General features: G+C 70.8%; 12 protein-coding genes. All 12 read left to right on the top strand.

Annotated elements, in window-relative coordinates; all coding sequences use genetic code 11:
* Nucleotides 1-45 precede the first annotated feature (45 nt).
* Nucleotides 46-819, top strand: a complete 774-nt coding sequence (locus MBA17_RS43525) for a hypothetical protein (protein WP_238503898.1) — start codon at nt 46-48, stop codon at nt 817-819.
* Nucleotides 816-2,279: an NADH-ubiquinone oxidoreductase-F iron-sulfur binding region domain-containing protein gene (locus MBA17_RS43520; protein ID WP_238503897.1), complete on the top strand. Its 1,464-nt coding sequence runs from the start codon at nt 816-818 to the stop codon at nt 2,277-2,279. The genes MBA17_RS43525 and MBA17_RS43520 overlap by 4 nt, the downstream gene beginning before the upstream one ends.
* Nucleotides 2,280-2,444: 165 nt before the next feature.
* A complete protein-coding gene (locus tag MBA17_RS43515) occupies nt 2,445-3,665 on the top strand; it encodes a hypothetical protein (protein WP_238503895.1) in 1,221 nt (406 codons plus the stop codon).
* Nucleotides 3,662-6,238, top strand: coding sequence for a serine/threonine-protein kinase (locus MBA17_RS43510; RefSeq protein WP_238503893.1), 2,577 nt, complete (start codon nt 3,662-3,664; stop codon nt 6,236-6,238). The genes MBA17_RS43515 and MBA17_RS43510 overlap by 4 nt, the downstream gene beginning before the upstream one ends.
* On the top strand, nt 6,235-7,122 hold the full coding sequence (locus tag MBA17_RS43505) for a protein phosphatase 2C domain-containing protein (RefSeq protein WP_238503891.1): 888 nt from the start codon (nt 6,235-6,237) through the stop codon (nt 7,120-7,122). The genes MBA17_RS43510 and MBA17_RS43505 overlap by 4 nt, the downstream gene beginning before the upstream one ends.
* Nucleotides 7,119-8,408 carry a VWA domain-containing protein gene (locus tag MBA17_RS43500; RefSeq protein ID WP_238503889.1) on the top strand — a complete coding sequence of 430 codons (1,290 nt, stop codon included), beginning with the start codon at nt 7,119-7,121 and terminating at the stop codon, nt 8,406-8,408. Before MBA17_RS43505 ends, MBA17_RS43500 begins: the two co-directional genes overlap by 4 nt.
* Before the next feature lie 13 nt (nt 8,409-8,421).
* Nucleotides 8,422-9,243, top strand: a complete 822-nt coding sequence (locus MBA17_RS43495) for an FHA domain-containing protein (protein WP_238503887.1) — start codon at nt 8,422-8,424, stop codon at nt 9,241-9,243.
* Between the two features lie 5 nt (nt 9,244-9,248).
* Nucleotides 9,249-10,730 (top strand): hypothetical protein, encoded by a 1,482-nt coding sequence (locus MBA17_RS43490; RefSeq protein ID WP_238503885.1) that lies wholly within the window; start codon nt 9,249-9,251, stop codon nt 10,728-10,730.
* 13 nt (nt 10,731-10,743) lie between these two features.
* Nucleotides 10,744-11,550 carry a glutamate ABC transporter substrate-binding protein gene (locus tag MBA17_RS43485; protein WP_238503883.1) on the top strand — a complete coding sequence of 269 codons (807 nt, stop codon included), beginning with the start codon at nt 10,744-10,746 and terminating at the stop codon, nt 11,548-11,550.
* 121 nt (nt 11,551-11,671) lie between these two features.
* Nucleotides 11,672-12,943 carry a DUF6236 family protein gene (locus MBA17_RS43480; RefSeq protein ID WP_238503881.1) on the top strand — a complete coding sequence of 424 codons (1,272 nt, stop codon included), beginning with the start codon at nt 11,672-11,674 and terminating at the stop codon, nt 12,941-12,943.
* A gap of 212 nt (nt 12,944-13,155) precedes the next feature.
* The gene (locus tag MBA17_RS43475) at nt 13,156-13,503 is read left to right on the top strand and encodes a GntR family transcriptional regulator (RefSeq protein WP_238503878.1); all 348 of its coding nucleotides are present in this window, start codon (nt 13,156-13,158) and stop codon (nt 13,501-13,503) included.
* A complete protein-coding gene (locus tag MBA17_RS43470; RefSeq protein WP_238503874.1) occupies nt 13,500-14,498 on the top strand; it encodes a hypothetical protein in 999 nt (332 codons plus the stop codon). Before MBA17_RS43475 ends, MBA17_RS43470 begins: the two co-directional genes overlap by 4 nt.
* Nucleotides 14,499-14,772 lie beyond the last annotated feature (274 nt).

Below are 14,772 nucleotides of genomic sequence, written 5' to 3'. Positions count from 1 at the left end.
CGGTCCGGGCCGGCGGTGGGCCGCCCTCAGCTCTTGGAGATCGCGTTGACCAAAAGCAGGCGTGCCCCCCGGCACACGAGCCCTGCCCAGTCGAAGGGCATGACCATGGTCTCGCTCGTCGTGGTCGCGGGCACCGTGACCATGGCGATGCTCGCACTGACGACTGGCTGGGGCGCGGCGGCAGTCGCCTCCGCACGTGGCTTCCTCGATTTCTACTCCGGTGTGTTCGCGCTGCTCGGGCTCACCGGAACGGTCATACTCGGCGTCGTCACGACCGAGCGCACCCTCCTCTCGATCGACCACAGGATCCTTTCCCAGCGCGTCCACCGGGCCACGGCGCTGGCCGGCATGGGGTTCCTGGTGACCCATGTGGCGCTCAAGATCGACTCAGGTCTGGTCGGGGCGGCGGGCGCGATCATCCCCTTCGCCGGCGGGGCGGGCCTGTTCGTCGGCCTGGGCGCCATCGCGGGCGACATCATGTTGCTGGTCCTGCTGACCGGCCTGCTGCGCGGCAAGTTCGCGCAGTCGGCCCGCCCGTGGATGTGGCGGGCGCTGCACGACAGCGCCTACCTGGCGTGGCCGGTGTCCATCCTGCACGGCCTGTTCAGCGGCCGGCCGCCCGCGACCTGGGTGGTCTGGAGCTACGTGCTGGCCCTGGTCGGGGTCGGAGTGGCCTTGTCCTTCCGGCTCGCCGCGACCTCCAAGGCTCGCGAGACCGCCGTGACCCCGAAGGTCGAGGTCACCGAGAAGGCCGCCGCAGAACCGCTGGCCCGGGTCTACAACCTGCGATCGAACACGGAGACACGGCGCACCGGATGATCCCTTATCGCGTTCCCGACGTTCGCAGCGTCGGAGAGCCCAGACTGACCGCCGGGCTCGACCGGGTCCGGCGGCTGGACTACGCCGCGCACCGTGACGTGCACCCCGAGGCGGCCAGCCACGACGTGGAGACGCTGATCTCCCTGGCCGAAGCGGTCGACCTGCGAGGACGCGGCGGCGCGGCGTTCCCGTTCGCCCGCAAACTCGGCGCGGTCGCCCGTACGGCGCGCAGCAAGAAGGCCGAGGTCGTCGTGGTCGTCAACGCCACGGAGGGCGAGCCGGCCAGCGCCAAGGACAAGATGTTGCTGCTGCGGACCCCGCACCTGGTGCTCGACGGGGCGATGCTGGCGGCCGACGCCCTCGACGCGGTGGAGATCGTGATCGGGGTGGCCGAGGGGCACGTGGCGGAGCAGTCGATGCTGGCCGCCGTCGAGGAGCGTGGCCTGGGCGAATACGTGCGGGTGGTCGGGCTGCCGGAGAAGTTCGTCACGGGTGAGGGCGGCTCCGTCGTCAACGGGGTCAGCGGACGCGACGCCGTACCCCGGGGCAGAGGGGGCCGGACCAGTGACAGCGGCGTGCGCGGGCTGCCCACGCTGCTGTCCAACGCCGAGACGTACGCGCAACTCGCGGTGCTCACCGGCCTGGGCGCCACCGGGTACGCCGAACTGGGCGCGCCCGGCGAGGCGGGGACCGTCCTGCTCACCGTGGGCGGTTCCTCGATGCGCCCCGCAGTGGTCGAGACCCCCACCGGCGTGCCGCTGGCCGCCGTCCTCGACCTCTGCGGGGCGGCCGTCGGCGACGGCGTGCTGGTGGGCGGTTACCACGGGAGGTGGCTGACCCCGGTGGACGCCGCCTCGGTGCCGGTCTCCCGCAAGAGCCTCGCCGACGTCGGGGGAGTCCTCGGCGCCGGGATCGTGCTGCCGCTCGGCGGCGAGAGTTGCCCGCTGGGCGAGGCCGTACGGGTGACGTCGTATCTCGCGGAGCAGTCGTCGGGCCAGTGCGGGCCCTGCCGGCTGGGCCTGCCCGACATCGCGCACCTGCTGAAGGATGTGGCGGACGGCTCGGGCACGGTCGAGGCGGTGCGCTGGGCCGTCGTCGGGACCCGTGGCCGCGGGGCCTGCTCGCACCCCGACGGCACGTCCAGATTCGTGCTCTCCGCGCTCGACACCTTCGCCGACGACGTGGCGGAACACCTGCGGGAGGGCACCTGCGGCCGTCCCGTCTACGGCATCCTGCCCATCCCCGCCGACGAGGGCTCCCAAGTCCGCCTGCTGGTCGACTGGACCCGCTGTCAGGGCCACGGCCTGTGTTCCAAGATCCTCACGGATCATGTCAACCTGGATGCTCACGGGTACCCCGTGATCGCCGACTCTCCCGTGCCCACCTCTCTTCGCGCTCAGGCCCAGCGTGCGGTGGAAATGTGCCCCGCTCTCGCCCTCCGCCTGGACGACCCGAAATAGTCAGATATCAAGCCAGGTCACGTTGCGGTCACACCTGCGAGGTGTTGACCAGTGTCTGCGCGCGGGAGACTGCGATATACAAAGATTGAGTAAATAGGCAGACTTGCTCGATCGGGAGACCAGTTCAGGGGACCGGGGCCTGTGCTGTCAGAGGTGGCGGGGGAAGTGGTGAGCACGAGCGGGCCGCCCATGAGTGCGGAGGGCGTCCAGCATGCCCTGGCGCACCGGCAGAGCCAGCGTGACCGGCTGTCCGGCGACCTCCTCGACCTTGAGCAGCACGCGGGACACCAGTTGCTGAAGGGCGCCGAGCTGCGTGGCGAGACGAAGCGGCGCTGGGACCAGGCGCAGGCCGACATCGCGACGATGTGGTGGCTGTTCGACGCCTACCGGCGGGTGATCGACCGGGCCGAGAACATCTGGGCGCGCAGTTCGAAGCCCGGCATGGCGGAGCAGCTTGAGCTGACCGCCCTGCTGACCGGAGCCTCGGTGGAGATGAAGGTCGAGGACGTTCCGGTGGAGCGGCGGTCGCTGGTCAGGGCGGCGGCGGAATGGCTCACCCTCGACCAGGTCATGGCCCGCATGGACACCGCGTACCGGGACAGCGCCCAGATGGTCGCCGCCGCCGACGCCGCGTGGAGCGTGCTCGCGCCGAGGGTCAACGAGGCGGAGGCCGCCCTGCTGGCGGCGCTGGAGCTGGCACGCGCCCTGGGGACGCCCGACGAGGAACTGGACCGGATCGGCGAGCGGGTCGTCCGGCTCAGAGACGAGGCCAGGACCGACCCGCTGACCTACGCCAACGGCGATCCGCGTGAGCTGGTGGAGCTCGACCGGGTCGTGGCCGAGCTGACCGAACGGCGGCGCGTCCTCGACGAGGCGGTCCGCGTCAAGGAGGCGTACGACCAGCGTGCGGCCCAGCTCGCCGGGCGAATCGCCGAGGTGTCGGCGGCCGAGGGCGAGGTGCTCGTGGCGCGCGACCGGGTGCTGGTGAAGATCGCCTCCCCGGCCCTGCCGCGGATGCCCGACCAGGCGCGCAACCTGAGCGACCGGTTCGCGGCCCTGGCCGGGGTGCGCGGCCGGGGCGACTGGGCGGAGCTGGCCCGCCTGATGATCGACCTCGACCGAGCCGTCGACGACGCGCTGGCCCAGGCGCGCGACACCACCGCGACGGTGACCGGCCTGCTCGACCGGCGCGACGAACTGCGCGGGCGGCTCGACGCCTTCAAGGCCAAGGCGGTACGGCTGGGCAGGGCCGAGGACGCCCAGCTCGGTTACCTCTATCGTCAGGCGCACGACCTGCTGTGGACGGCTCCCTGCGACCTGCGTCAGGCGACCGTGGCCGTGGCGGGTTACCAGCGGGCGATCAAGGAGATCGGAGCGAGCGGATGACTCAGTGCACCCATCCCGGCTGCACGGGCACCGTGCAGGACGGCTACTGCGACAGTTGCGGGCTCGCCCCGCCGGCGCAGCCCGCCGCGCCCCCTGCCTGGCCCGCCCAGCCCCCCAACGCTCCCCAGCACGCCCGCCAACCGAGCGCACCGTCGTACGGCCAGCCGGGCACACCGCAGTACGGTCAACCGGCCGCGCCGCAGTACGGCCAGCCGGGCACGTCGTACCCGCCTGCCCCGAGGCACGCGCAGCAGCAGCCGCCGCCTCCCTCGCAGCAGCCTCCGCCCCCCGGGCAACAGGCGAATCCGCAGCAGGCGAATCCGCAACAGGCGCAGCCGCCCAGCGCGCCGGTGTCCGCGTGGCGGGCGACGCCGGGCAGTGCGCCGGTGTCCGGCTGGCGGGCGACGCCGGGCAGCGCGCCCGTTTCGAGCTGGCGGGCGACCCCGGGCCTCGATCTGGGCACCATGCCCGCCGCCGGGCCGGGCAGCGGGCGGACCACGTCGAGCACACGGGCGCGCCGCGGGTTGCTGGGGGCGGGGCTGGTGGCCGTGCCGCCGGTGCCGTACCGCGACCCGTCGGAGGTCGTGCTGCACAACCCCGAGGTGCCCGAGGAGAAGCGGTACTGCAGCAACGCGAACTGCGGCCAGCCGGTCGGGCGGGCCAAGGGCGATCGGCCCGGCCGGCCGGAGGGCTTCTGCCCGCACTGCGGCACCCGCTTCTCCTTCACTCCCAAGCTGCGCGAGGGCGACCTGGTCGCCGGCCAGTACGAGGTCAAGGGGTGCCTGGCGCACGGCGGGCTCGGCTGGATCTATCTGGCGGCCGACCGCAACCTCGACGGCCGCTGGGTGGTGATGAAGGGCCTGCTCGACACGGGTGACGTGGAGGCGCTGCTCGCCGCGGAGGCCGAGCGGCGGTTCCTGACCGGGGTCGACCACGCCAACATCGTCAAGATCTTCAACTTCGTGCAGCACCCGGATCCGGGCACCGGCACGATGGTCGGCTACATCGTCATGGAGTACGTCGGCGGCCAGCCGCTCCAGGAGATGCTGCGCGACCGGCTGCGCGCCAGCGGCAACCGTGACGCGCTGCCGCTCGGCCAGGCCATCGCCTACGTGCTGGAGGTGCTGCGCGCCTTCGACTACCTGCACGATCGCGGGCTGCTCTACTGCGACCTGAAGCCGGCCAACGTGATCCAGGTCGAGGACCAGCTCAAGCTGATCGACCTCGGTGCGGTGCGGCGGCACGACGACCAGGACAGCTCGATCTACGGCACGGTCGGCTACCAGGCGCCGGAGATCGCCAAGGACGGGCCGACGGTCAGCTCCGACCTCTACACGGTCGGCCGGATGCTCGCCGTGCTCAGCTTCCCGTTCAGCCCGGTCACGGGCGGCGAGGCGACCCCGCTGCCCGCGCCGGGCAAGGTACCGGTGCTCGCCGGGCACGAGTCGTATGTGCGCTTCCTGCATCGTTCCACTGATCCGCAGCCGGCCAGGCGGTTCGCCACGGCCGAGGAGATGTCCGAGCAGCTCACCGGGGTGCTGCGGGAGATCAGGGCGGTTGAGGACGGCATCCCGTATCCCGCGCCCTCGACCCAGTTCGGTCCGGAGCGGGTGGCGGCGGGCACGGCGCTGGCCACGGACGACGACGGCACGCCGGGCCGGGTGCTCGTCCCGCTGGACCCGTCGTCGGCGGTGGGCGCGCTCCCGACGCCGCTGGTCGACCCCGCCGACCCGGCGGCAAGCTACCTCGCCGGCATCACCGCGCGCACCCTCGACGACCTCGTCACCATGCTGCGCGGCGCCCCCGCCGACTCCATCGAGGCGCGGCTCGCGCTGATCAGGGCGCTGATCGAGCAGCGCAACCCGGCCGTGGGCGAGGTGCTCGAACAGGCCGCCAGGGAGACGCCGTGGGACTGGCGGGTGCTGTGGTACCACGGCCTGCGCGACCTGGCCTGGGGGAACATGGCCGATGCCACGCGCATCTTCGACGAGCTCTACTACCGGATGCCCGGCGAGCCCGCCACCAAGCTGGCCCTCGCCTTCGCCCGCGAGTGCGCGGGGGAACCCAGGGAGGCGGCCCGCCTCTACGGCACCATCTGGCGCACCGACCGCTCCTACGTCAGCGCCGCCTTCGGCCTGGCCAGGGTTCGCCTGGTGGAAGACGACAGGATCGGAGCGACCCGAGTGCTCGACGAGGTGCCGACGACCTCCAGCCACCACATCGCCGCCCAGATGGCCGCGGTGGCCATCGCCGTACGAGGGCGTGATCCGAAGGCGCTGCCGGTGGCCGAGCTGATCGGCGCGGGTGAGCGGCTGAACGACCTCGGGCTCGACGCGGGCCGCCGCCACCGGCTCGCCGCCGAGGTGCTCACGACGGCGCTCGGCTGGTTGGAGGCGGGTCAGCGACCACGGGGGCAGACCCCGCCGCTGCTCGACGCGCCGCTGACGGAGAAGGGCGTCCGCAAGGAGCTCGAACGCGTCTACCGCACGCTGGCCAGGTCTTCGGGGGTCCGGCAGGACCGGCACGCCTTCGTCGACAAGGCCAACTCCATCAGGCCGAGGACATGGGCATGACCGCCGTCACCGACACCTGTCCGCACTGCGCCTATCCCGTCCTCGCGGGCGAGTCGTTCTGCGAGGAGTGCGGGCGCGCCATCCACGCGGGCGCCCCCGGAGCCTGTACGGCCTGCGGTTCCGCCTCCCTCGGCGCCGACGGCTACTGCGGGAGATGCGGGGTCAGGCAGCCCACCGGCAGGGACCACCACGAGACCGTGGCGGGCAACTCCGCGGGCGTGAGCGACCGCGGCAGGCGGCACAGCCGCAACGAGGACGCGATGGCGCTCGCCGAGGTCGGCGACCGGGTCATGGCCGGGGTGGTGTGCGACGGGGTGTCCTCCTCGCCCCGCCCCGACGAGGGCTCGCTGGCGGCGGTGGAGGCCGGGATGGCGACCCTGCTCAAGGAACTGCGCAGCGGCACCGGCCAGGTGGACGCGACCAGGGCCGCCGTGGCCAGGGCGGCGGCGGCCATCGCCGTACTGGGCACCTACGACGACGCCCCCGCCTGCACCTACGTCTCGGCGGTCGTCGCCCCCGACCAGGTGACGATCGGCTGGGTCGGCGACAGCCGCGCCTACTGGCTCGGCGCCCGGCCCACCCGCCTCACCACCGACGACAACAGCGGCGGGATGCTCACCGCCTGGCTCGGCGCGGACGCGGGCGAGGTGATCCCGCAGGTCAGCACCTTCGAGCCGGACGGCCCCGGAGTGATCATCGTGTGCAGCGACGGCCTGTGGAACTATCTGCCCTCAGCCGAGGACATGGCCCAGGCCGCTCCCGACGCCGCGGTCTCCCCCCTGCCGACGGCCCAGGCACTGGTACGGCTCGCCAACGACGCGGGGGGACGCGACAACATCACCGTGCTGGTGATCCCGTTCGAGAAGGGGAGCAGTCCAAAGTGACCGAGCAGCCGCAGTTCACGATCCGCGTGGACCAGAACAAGTACCTCCCGGTGGGCGGCAGAGAGGTCCACGCGGTCCTCACCGTCGAGGCCAGCGGGCCGGTCGACAACGCCGTGCCGGAGACCCAGGCGGCCGAGGTCATCATCGTGGACACCTCCGGCTCCATGTCGTACGGCAAGATCGCCGAGGCGCGGAAGGCGGCCCAGGCGGCGGTCGACACGCTGCGCGACGGCGTCTTCTTCGCCATCGTGGCGGGTACCGCCCAGGCCCACATGATCTACCCGCCGGAGCGCCGCCTGCTGCCGTCGAACCCGCAGACCAGGCAGGCGGCGAAGGAAGCCATCAGCCGGTTGCAGGCCGACGGCGGCACCGCGATGGGCCGGTGGCTGCGGCTGGCGGCCGACCTGTTCGAGCCGTTCCCGGGCGCGATCAAGCACGCGATCCTGCTCACCGACGGCAAGAACGAGCACCAGAGCGCCGAGGAGTTCGACGCCGACCTGGCCTACTGCACGGGCAGGTTCGTCTGCGACTGCCGGGGCGTCGGCACCGCCTGGGTCGTCGCCGAGTTGCGCAAGGTCGGCTCCGCCCTGCTCGGCAACGTGATGGACATTCCCAACCCCAAGGACCTGGAGGCCGACTTCCGCGCCATGACCCAGGCCGCGATGGGCAAGGCCGTCGCCGACGTGGCGCTGCGTGTCTGGACCCCGCAGAACGCCACCCTGAAGTTCGTCAAGCAGGTCTCGCCCGCCCTTGAGGACCTCACCGCGCGCAGAATCCCGTCGGGTCCGCAGGCCGGCGACTACCCGACCGGCTCGTGGGGCGGCGAGAGCCGCGAGTACCACATCTGCGTCGAGGTGCCGCCCGGCGTCGTCGGCCAGGAGATGCGCGCGGCCTGGGTGAAGCTGGTCGTGCCCGACTCGGGCTTCCAGCTCGCCGCCGGCAACGTGCTCGCCCTGTGGAGCGACGACCTGGTGCAGTCCACCCGGATCAACCCGCGGGTCGCCCACTACACCGGACAGCAGGAACTGGCCGGGCTGATCCAGGAGGGCCTCCAGGCCCGCAAGGAAGGCGACCTGGAGCTGGCCACGGCCCGCCTCGGCCGCGCCCGCGGCATGGCGCAGCAGTCGGGCCACGGCGAGACCGCGCGACTCCTCGACAAGGTCATCGACTTCGACCCGGAGAGCGGTACGGCCCGCCTCAAGCCGAACGTCGAGAAGGCCGACGAGATCGCGCTGGACACCCGGTCGACCCGGACCGTGCGCATGCGCAAGGACCCCGAGAGCTAGGAGGACCGCAGCGATGGCCACCTGCCCCAGCGGGCACGAATCGGACTCCACGGACTACTGCGACATCTGCGGGACCATGATGTCGGGTTCCCCGGCGTCCGCTCCGGCCGCGGCCCCCGTCACCCCCGCCGCCGCCGGTGAGGGCCGGTCGAGCTGCCCCGACTGCGAGGCCCCGCGCACGGGCCGCTTCTGCGAGGAGTGCGGCTACGACTTCGCGGTCGAGGTCTCCGGCTCGGTCCGGATGGCCGAGCAGGCCGCCCAGGCCCAGGTGCAGGTGCAGACCCAGTCGCAGGCTCTCCGGGACCCCCGTTTCGCGCCGGGCCCGGGGAGCGCGTCCGCGCAGCAGCCTTCGGGCGGGTACCTGTCGGCTCCCGTCGGCACCGGGGCGTACCTGCCCGCTCCCGGCGGCACGGCGGCGATGCCGCTGCCCGGCGTCTGGGAGGCCGTGGTGACCGCCGACCGCGCCTACTACGAGACCATCATCGGGCAGGGCGGCCCCGACGCCTCAAGCGTCCCGTTCCCGCCGTACTGCCCCGAGCGCCGTTTCCCCCTCCACGGCCAGCAGGTCCGCATCGGACGGCACAGCCGTTCGCGCGGCCTCACCCCGGAGATCGACCTGAGCGGCCCGCCGGAGGACCCGGGCGTCTCGCACCTGCACGCCGTGCTCCTCTCGCAACCCGACGGCTCCTGGCTGCTCGTGGACCCGGGATCGGCCAACGGCACCACGGTCGGCGGCTCCGCCGACCTGCTCGAACCCAATGTGCCCGTGCCCGTCGGCGACGGCGACCGGATCCAGCTCGGCGCGTGGACCGTCATCACGCTGCGGAAAGGGTGAGCATCGTGACCGTTGCCCCCGTCAGTCCTGCCCCTCAGAACGCGGCCCCCGCGACCATGGCCGCGACCGGTCCGCCGCTCACGCTGCCACCGGGCCCGCCGTCCGACGAGCGCACGCCCCGGAGACGGACGGTTCCCGGCAGGGTCCGCACCCTCACCGGCGTGGCGGTGGTCGCCGTGGCGCTGCTGTTCGGCGCGACCGCGCTGGCCATCGGCAACGTGCGCGACGGGCTGCAGGTCATCGGCCACGACGCGGGCCCCCAGGTCGTCGCCACCGCCGACCTGTACTTCGCGCTCAGCGACATGGACGCCCAGATCGCCAACGTGCTCCTGATCGGCAGGGAGACCAGCCTCGGCAAGGGCAGGCAGCAGGCCCTCACGCGCTACGACCAGCGCCGGGCCGAGGCGAGCCGCGCGGTCCTCCAGGCCGCCGAACTGACCATCGGCGATCCGACGGAGCAGCGGACGGTCCGCTCGGTGCTCGACGGCCTCGGCCGGTACGAGCGGCTGGCCTCCCAGGCGCTCCTCCTCGACGAGCAGGCACGGCACCCCGCGGGGCCGCCGCCGCAGCGGGTCATCGACATCTACCGCCAGGCCACCGACCTGATGCGGCTCGACCTGCTGCCCAAGGCGTACAACCTGACCCTGGACAGCGGCACGATCGTCCGCGAGACCTACGAAGAGGAACGCGCCGCCGTACTCACCGGGCGCATCCTCGTCGCGGTGGCCGGGCTGGGCACGCTGGCGGTGCTCATCGCGTTGCAGATCTTCCTGGCCCGCAGGTTCCGCCGGGTGACGAACCCGGCGCTGCTGCTCGCCACCCTCGCCACCGCCGGGCTCACCCTGGCCGGCTGGCTGCTGCTCAGCCAGGAGGCCGACGATCTGCGGATGGCCAAGGAGAACGGCTTCAACTCGGTGCTCTCGCTGTCGCGGGCCCGCGCGATCGGCAACACGATGCACGGCGACCAGAGCCGCTACCTTCTCGACCCCGGCAGGGCCGACACCTACGAGCAGGTCTACCTCGACAAGTCGCAGTCGGTGCTCTACACGCCCGGCGGAAACCTGGACAAATACTACGTAGGCGTCGACAACGCGGTCTCCGCCTTCCCCGACAAGTCCGACTTCCTCGGCTTCCACGGCATCGAGGCGAACAACATCACCCTGCCCGCCCAGTCGGAGGCCGTCGCCGACGTGCTCAAGGGTTACCAACGCTTCCAGCAGGACGACCGCCGGATGCGCCAGCTCGCCCTCGCCGGCCAGTCCAGGCAGGCCATCGCGCACCGGATGGGCCCGCTCAGCGACAGCTTCGAGAGCTATGACAAGTCCCTGGTCGGTCTCACCGGCCTGCACGGGCAGGCGTTCGACCGGGCCATCGAGAACGGCGACGGCTCGCTCGGCGGCTGGAACCTGATCCTGCCCGGAGCCAGCCTGCTCATCGCCCTGCTGATCGCCGCCGGTGTCTGGCCGCGGCTGAGCGAATACCGCTGAGATGGAGAACATCATGCGTGTACGGCTGGCAGCGATCTCCGCGCTGGTCCTCGTCTCGGCGGGCTGCGGGCTCAGCAGCGGCCAGCCCGAATCGGTCGCCGACAAGGAGACCCTGGTCATCGGGGTCAAGCAGGACCAGCCCGGACTGGGCCTGCGAAAGGGCAGCAAGTACGAGGGCTTCGACGTCGACGTCGCGGCCTACGTGGCGGGCAAGCTCGGCGTGCAGAACGTGCGCTACGTCACCGCGCCGTCGGCCAAGCGGGAGAGCATGCTCCAGGCGGGCACGGTCGACCTGATCTTCGCCTCCTACTCCGTCACCCCGGAGCGCAAGACCAAGGTCGACTTCGCCGGCCCCTACTACGTCGCCCACCAGGACACCCTCATCCGCTCCTCCGACACCACCATCCACAACGTCCGCGACCTACGCGGCAAGAAACTCTGCGAGGTGGCCGGCTCCAACTCCTGGAGACGCGTCAAGGAGGAGCGCAAGGTGGCCGTCAACCTCGTCGCCGGCGCCTCCTACAGCGACTGCATCGACCAGCTCAGAGAGAAGACGGTGGACGCGGTGTCGACCGACGACCTCATCCTCGCGGGCTTCGCCGGCCAGGACGACTCCATCAAAATCATCAACGCCCCGTTCACCGACGAGAGGTACGGCGTGGGCGTCAAGAAGGGCGACGTGGCCGGGTGCGAGGCGGTCAACAAGGCCATCACCGAGATGTACCAGGACGGCACCGCCGAGAAACTCCTCAAGAAGTGGTTCGGCCCCACCGGCCTCAAGGTCACCCTCAGCGTCCCCCAGTTCGAGGGCTGCGGCTGACCGTCCTCCTGGAACCGGATTCCGAGTGGACGAGCGGTGAACGGGGCGACAATCCTGGAGCGCGTAATAATATCGTCCTTAGACGCCGCCGAAAAGATGTCCATCTGAAACAATGGTGGGCGTGCGACGGATCGGGCTCTATTATCCCTACGTTCATTTTCGTGACGACCGGTGGCTCAAGGCGGCGGCGCTGTACTGGCCCCAAATGGCGCGCGTCGTGCCGGCCGGATATCGGCCGCGCGACTCGGAGGTGGCACGGGCGCTCGCTGACGGGCTCGATTTCCTCATCGACATACCACCCGACGCCGCGGCCGTCGCCGTGTCCTCCCTGTTCCAGCAGGTGTTGGCGGAGCACACCGAGGACCTGCGCATGCAGTATCGGGCAGATTATGGCTCTGCCTTCCGGATGTCCAAGGAAGTGCCAGGGCCGATTCTTCCCTCTCTCCTGGCGAATGAGCGCCTTTATCCTCCGGCCCTGTCAGAGGCATTCGAGCAGTGGGACGACGAAGAAGACGACGTGGCCGGGCCGGCCGACTCGTTTCCGCTCACCGGCATTCTTCTCGACGAAGTCGAACCCGCACTTCGAGAAAGTCTCGTCCAAGCGGAACTCGCCTTCGAAGCGGGCCGGGAGGCGGGGAGTCCCAGGGACTGGCTGGCAGTCGATCCGGAGTTCGCCTGGGTCTACAAATGCGTCCTCACCCGAGAGGTCGCCCGGCAGAACCTCCTCCAGCCCACCACCGACCAGATCGCGACTCAATCGGCCGACCATGAATGGACGGCCGACCAGATCGCCGACGCCCTGCTGTCCCCGGTCGGAGAGCCGACGGAGCGGCGCACGCAGGAACTGAGCGACAGGCTCGCCTTTCTGGCCCTCCGAGTCGTTGTTCCAGCCGACCTCGACGACATCCCCGCCAAGAAGATCGTCCTTCTCCGGCAGCGATACGGAGCCGACTTCGACGCGTTCGGCGAATCGGTGACCACCACGGTGTCGGAGTTGGCCGGCATCCTTGCCGACGTCAAGGAGCCCCGGATCCTCGATGCCTACCTCCGCCAGGAGGTCGAACGGAGATTCGAGCGCCCGCTCGAAGAACTGCGGAAGGCCATGCGAGGCATCGGCGTGGACTCCGTCTTCGGAGCACTGAACGTCAAGTTCGAGTTGCCCGCAGCGCTGGCCGCTCTGGGCGGTGGCCTGGTCGCGGGGCAGCCCGTCCTCGCCGGCGCCGGGGCGGCGTTCGGCCTTGTCAGCGTCGTTCGCGCCACCAGACGCGAGCGCGCCCAGAAGCTCGATCCCGCACCGGCGACCTACTTGCTCCATCTCGGCAAACTCGCGCCGAAGTCGCTGCTCAGCCGGGTCGCCAGAGGCTCCGCAAGGCCGGCTCGGCCCCAGCCGTAGAGGCACTGCCGTGTGGGATGTCCAAAAGCACATGGAGGACCCCGAAGCTCGCCTATGTGGCTGACTGGGACGACCTCCCCCCGTGGCAGCAGCAGACCGACGCCGACATCTTCGAACGCATCGAAGGCGACGTGTAGCCCTCAACGTTCGCGCTTGGATGGTGCTACCTTCAGTAGCTTCAAGTAATGAATGATGTTAGTGTTACTAGCATCATGTTGCTTACGCTTGATCTCAGTGACGCGCGCCCCCTGCACGAGCAGGTGGCCGGTGCGATCCGCCGCGCCATCAGTGACGGCTCCTACGGGCCGGGCGACCGGTTGCCCTCCGCCCGCGACCTGGCGGACGCACTCGGCATCAACGCCAACACTGTGCTCCGCGCGTTGCGGGAACTGCGCGACGAGGGCCTGCTGGAGTTCAGACGCGGACGCGGAGTCAGCGTCGTGGGGCAGGCCGACGGCCGGGCGCTGCTGGTGCAGCGGGCGCATGAGCTGCTGACCGAGGCCCGGAGGTACGGCTACAGCCGTGCGGACCTCATCAAGATCCTGGAGGAGTTGCAGTGACGCACCGCCTGGTAGGCGCGATCTGGGGACTGATCGTCCTCGCCACCCTGGCCCTGCTGCCGCTGGCCGTCCGCGACCGGCTTCCCGAGCCGCTGGCCACGCATTGGGGGAACGGTCCGGACCGCAGCACCGCGTTCACGTCGCACCTGGTGATCAGCGTGCTGCTGTGGCTGCTGCCCTGGGCGGTCATGATGGGTTTCGCGCTGCACGGGCGGATGGCGGAGCGTCGTATGAGCCGCGCCTACTGGTGGGGCTTCCTGTTCGGAGTGGGCGTGCTCGTCGTCGGAGTGGAGTTGTCCATCCTCCATGCGAACCTCGACCGTCCCTCCTGGACCGGCGCGGAACTCCCCGTCTGGTCCATGCCCGTGGTGCTCGGCGCGTCGCTCGTCGCCGGAGTGCTGGCCGGTTACCTCGGCAGGGGTGCCGCCGACCAGCCCTCCCCGGCGGGGGAGGAGGTGCCTCGTCTGCGCCTGCGTCCCGGTCAGCGATCGGTGTGGATCAGTCGCCTGGTCAACCACTGGCTCGTCGCGGTGGCCGTGGCGTCTTCGATCGTGGTCCTGGCGTCAGCGGTCATGTCGATGAGGATGGGCGCGCCGGCCGGCATCGTCGGGGTGCTGATCCTCGCGACCGCCATCGCGCTGTTCGCCTCGCTGTTCACCTCGATCACCGCACGGATCACTGACAACGGGCTGGCGATCGCTTTCGGCCCCTTCGGCTGGCCGGTCAGGCGGATCAAGCTCTCCAAGATCGAGCGGGCCTGGTCGGAGACACGCCGGCCGAGCCAGGTGGGCGGCTGGGGACTCCGCGGCGTGCCCGGCAGCGCCACCATCATGCTGCGCGGCGGCGAGTGCCTGGTCATCCGCTACCGATCGGGCGGCCAGCTGGTCATCAGCATCGACGACGCCAGGCGCGGCGCCGCACTGCTCAACGCCCTCATCGAGGGCGGGCGATCCGATGATCAACCGGTACACACCTCGCTTCACCCTGACCGTTGACCCCGGCAAGCCATCCGACGCGGCCAAGTACGCGGGGCAACCCGCATGCGTCACCGGCTCCCGAACAAAGACGCCCGTCCGTCCTACCGCTCTGACTCAGCGCACACGCTCGTCAAGTGAGCCGTCGTCATCGCCTTACGGGCAGAAAACCTCTGCTGGCCTACACCTTGTCCTCGAAGGTCGCGCGCAACGGATGGCAGGCGCCTCCTGCGCGTTCCCACGAGGAAAGGATCACTGTGAATCGTTCGACAGCGGTTGGCCTTGCCGGTCTGGC

Origin of the sequence: Dolomitihabitans soli (assembly GCF_022213955.1) — a bacterium.
Lineage (GTDB): Bacteria > Actinomycetota > Actinomycetes > Streptosporangiales > Streptosporangiaceae > Streptosporangium_A > Streptosporangium_A soli.
This window is presented reverse-complemented; position numbering and strand designations above follow the sequence as displayed.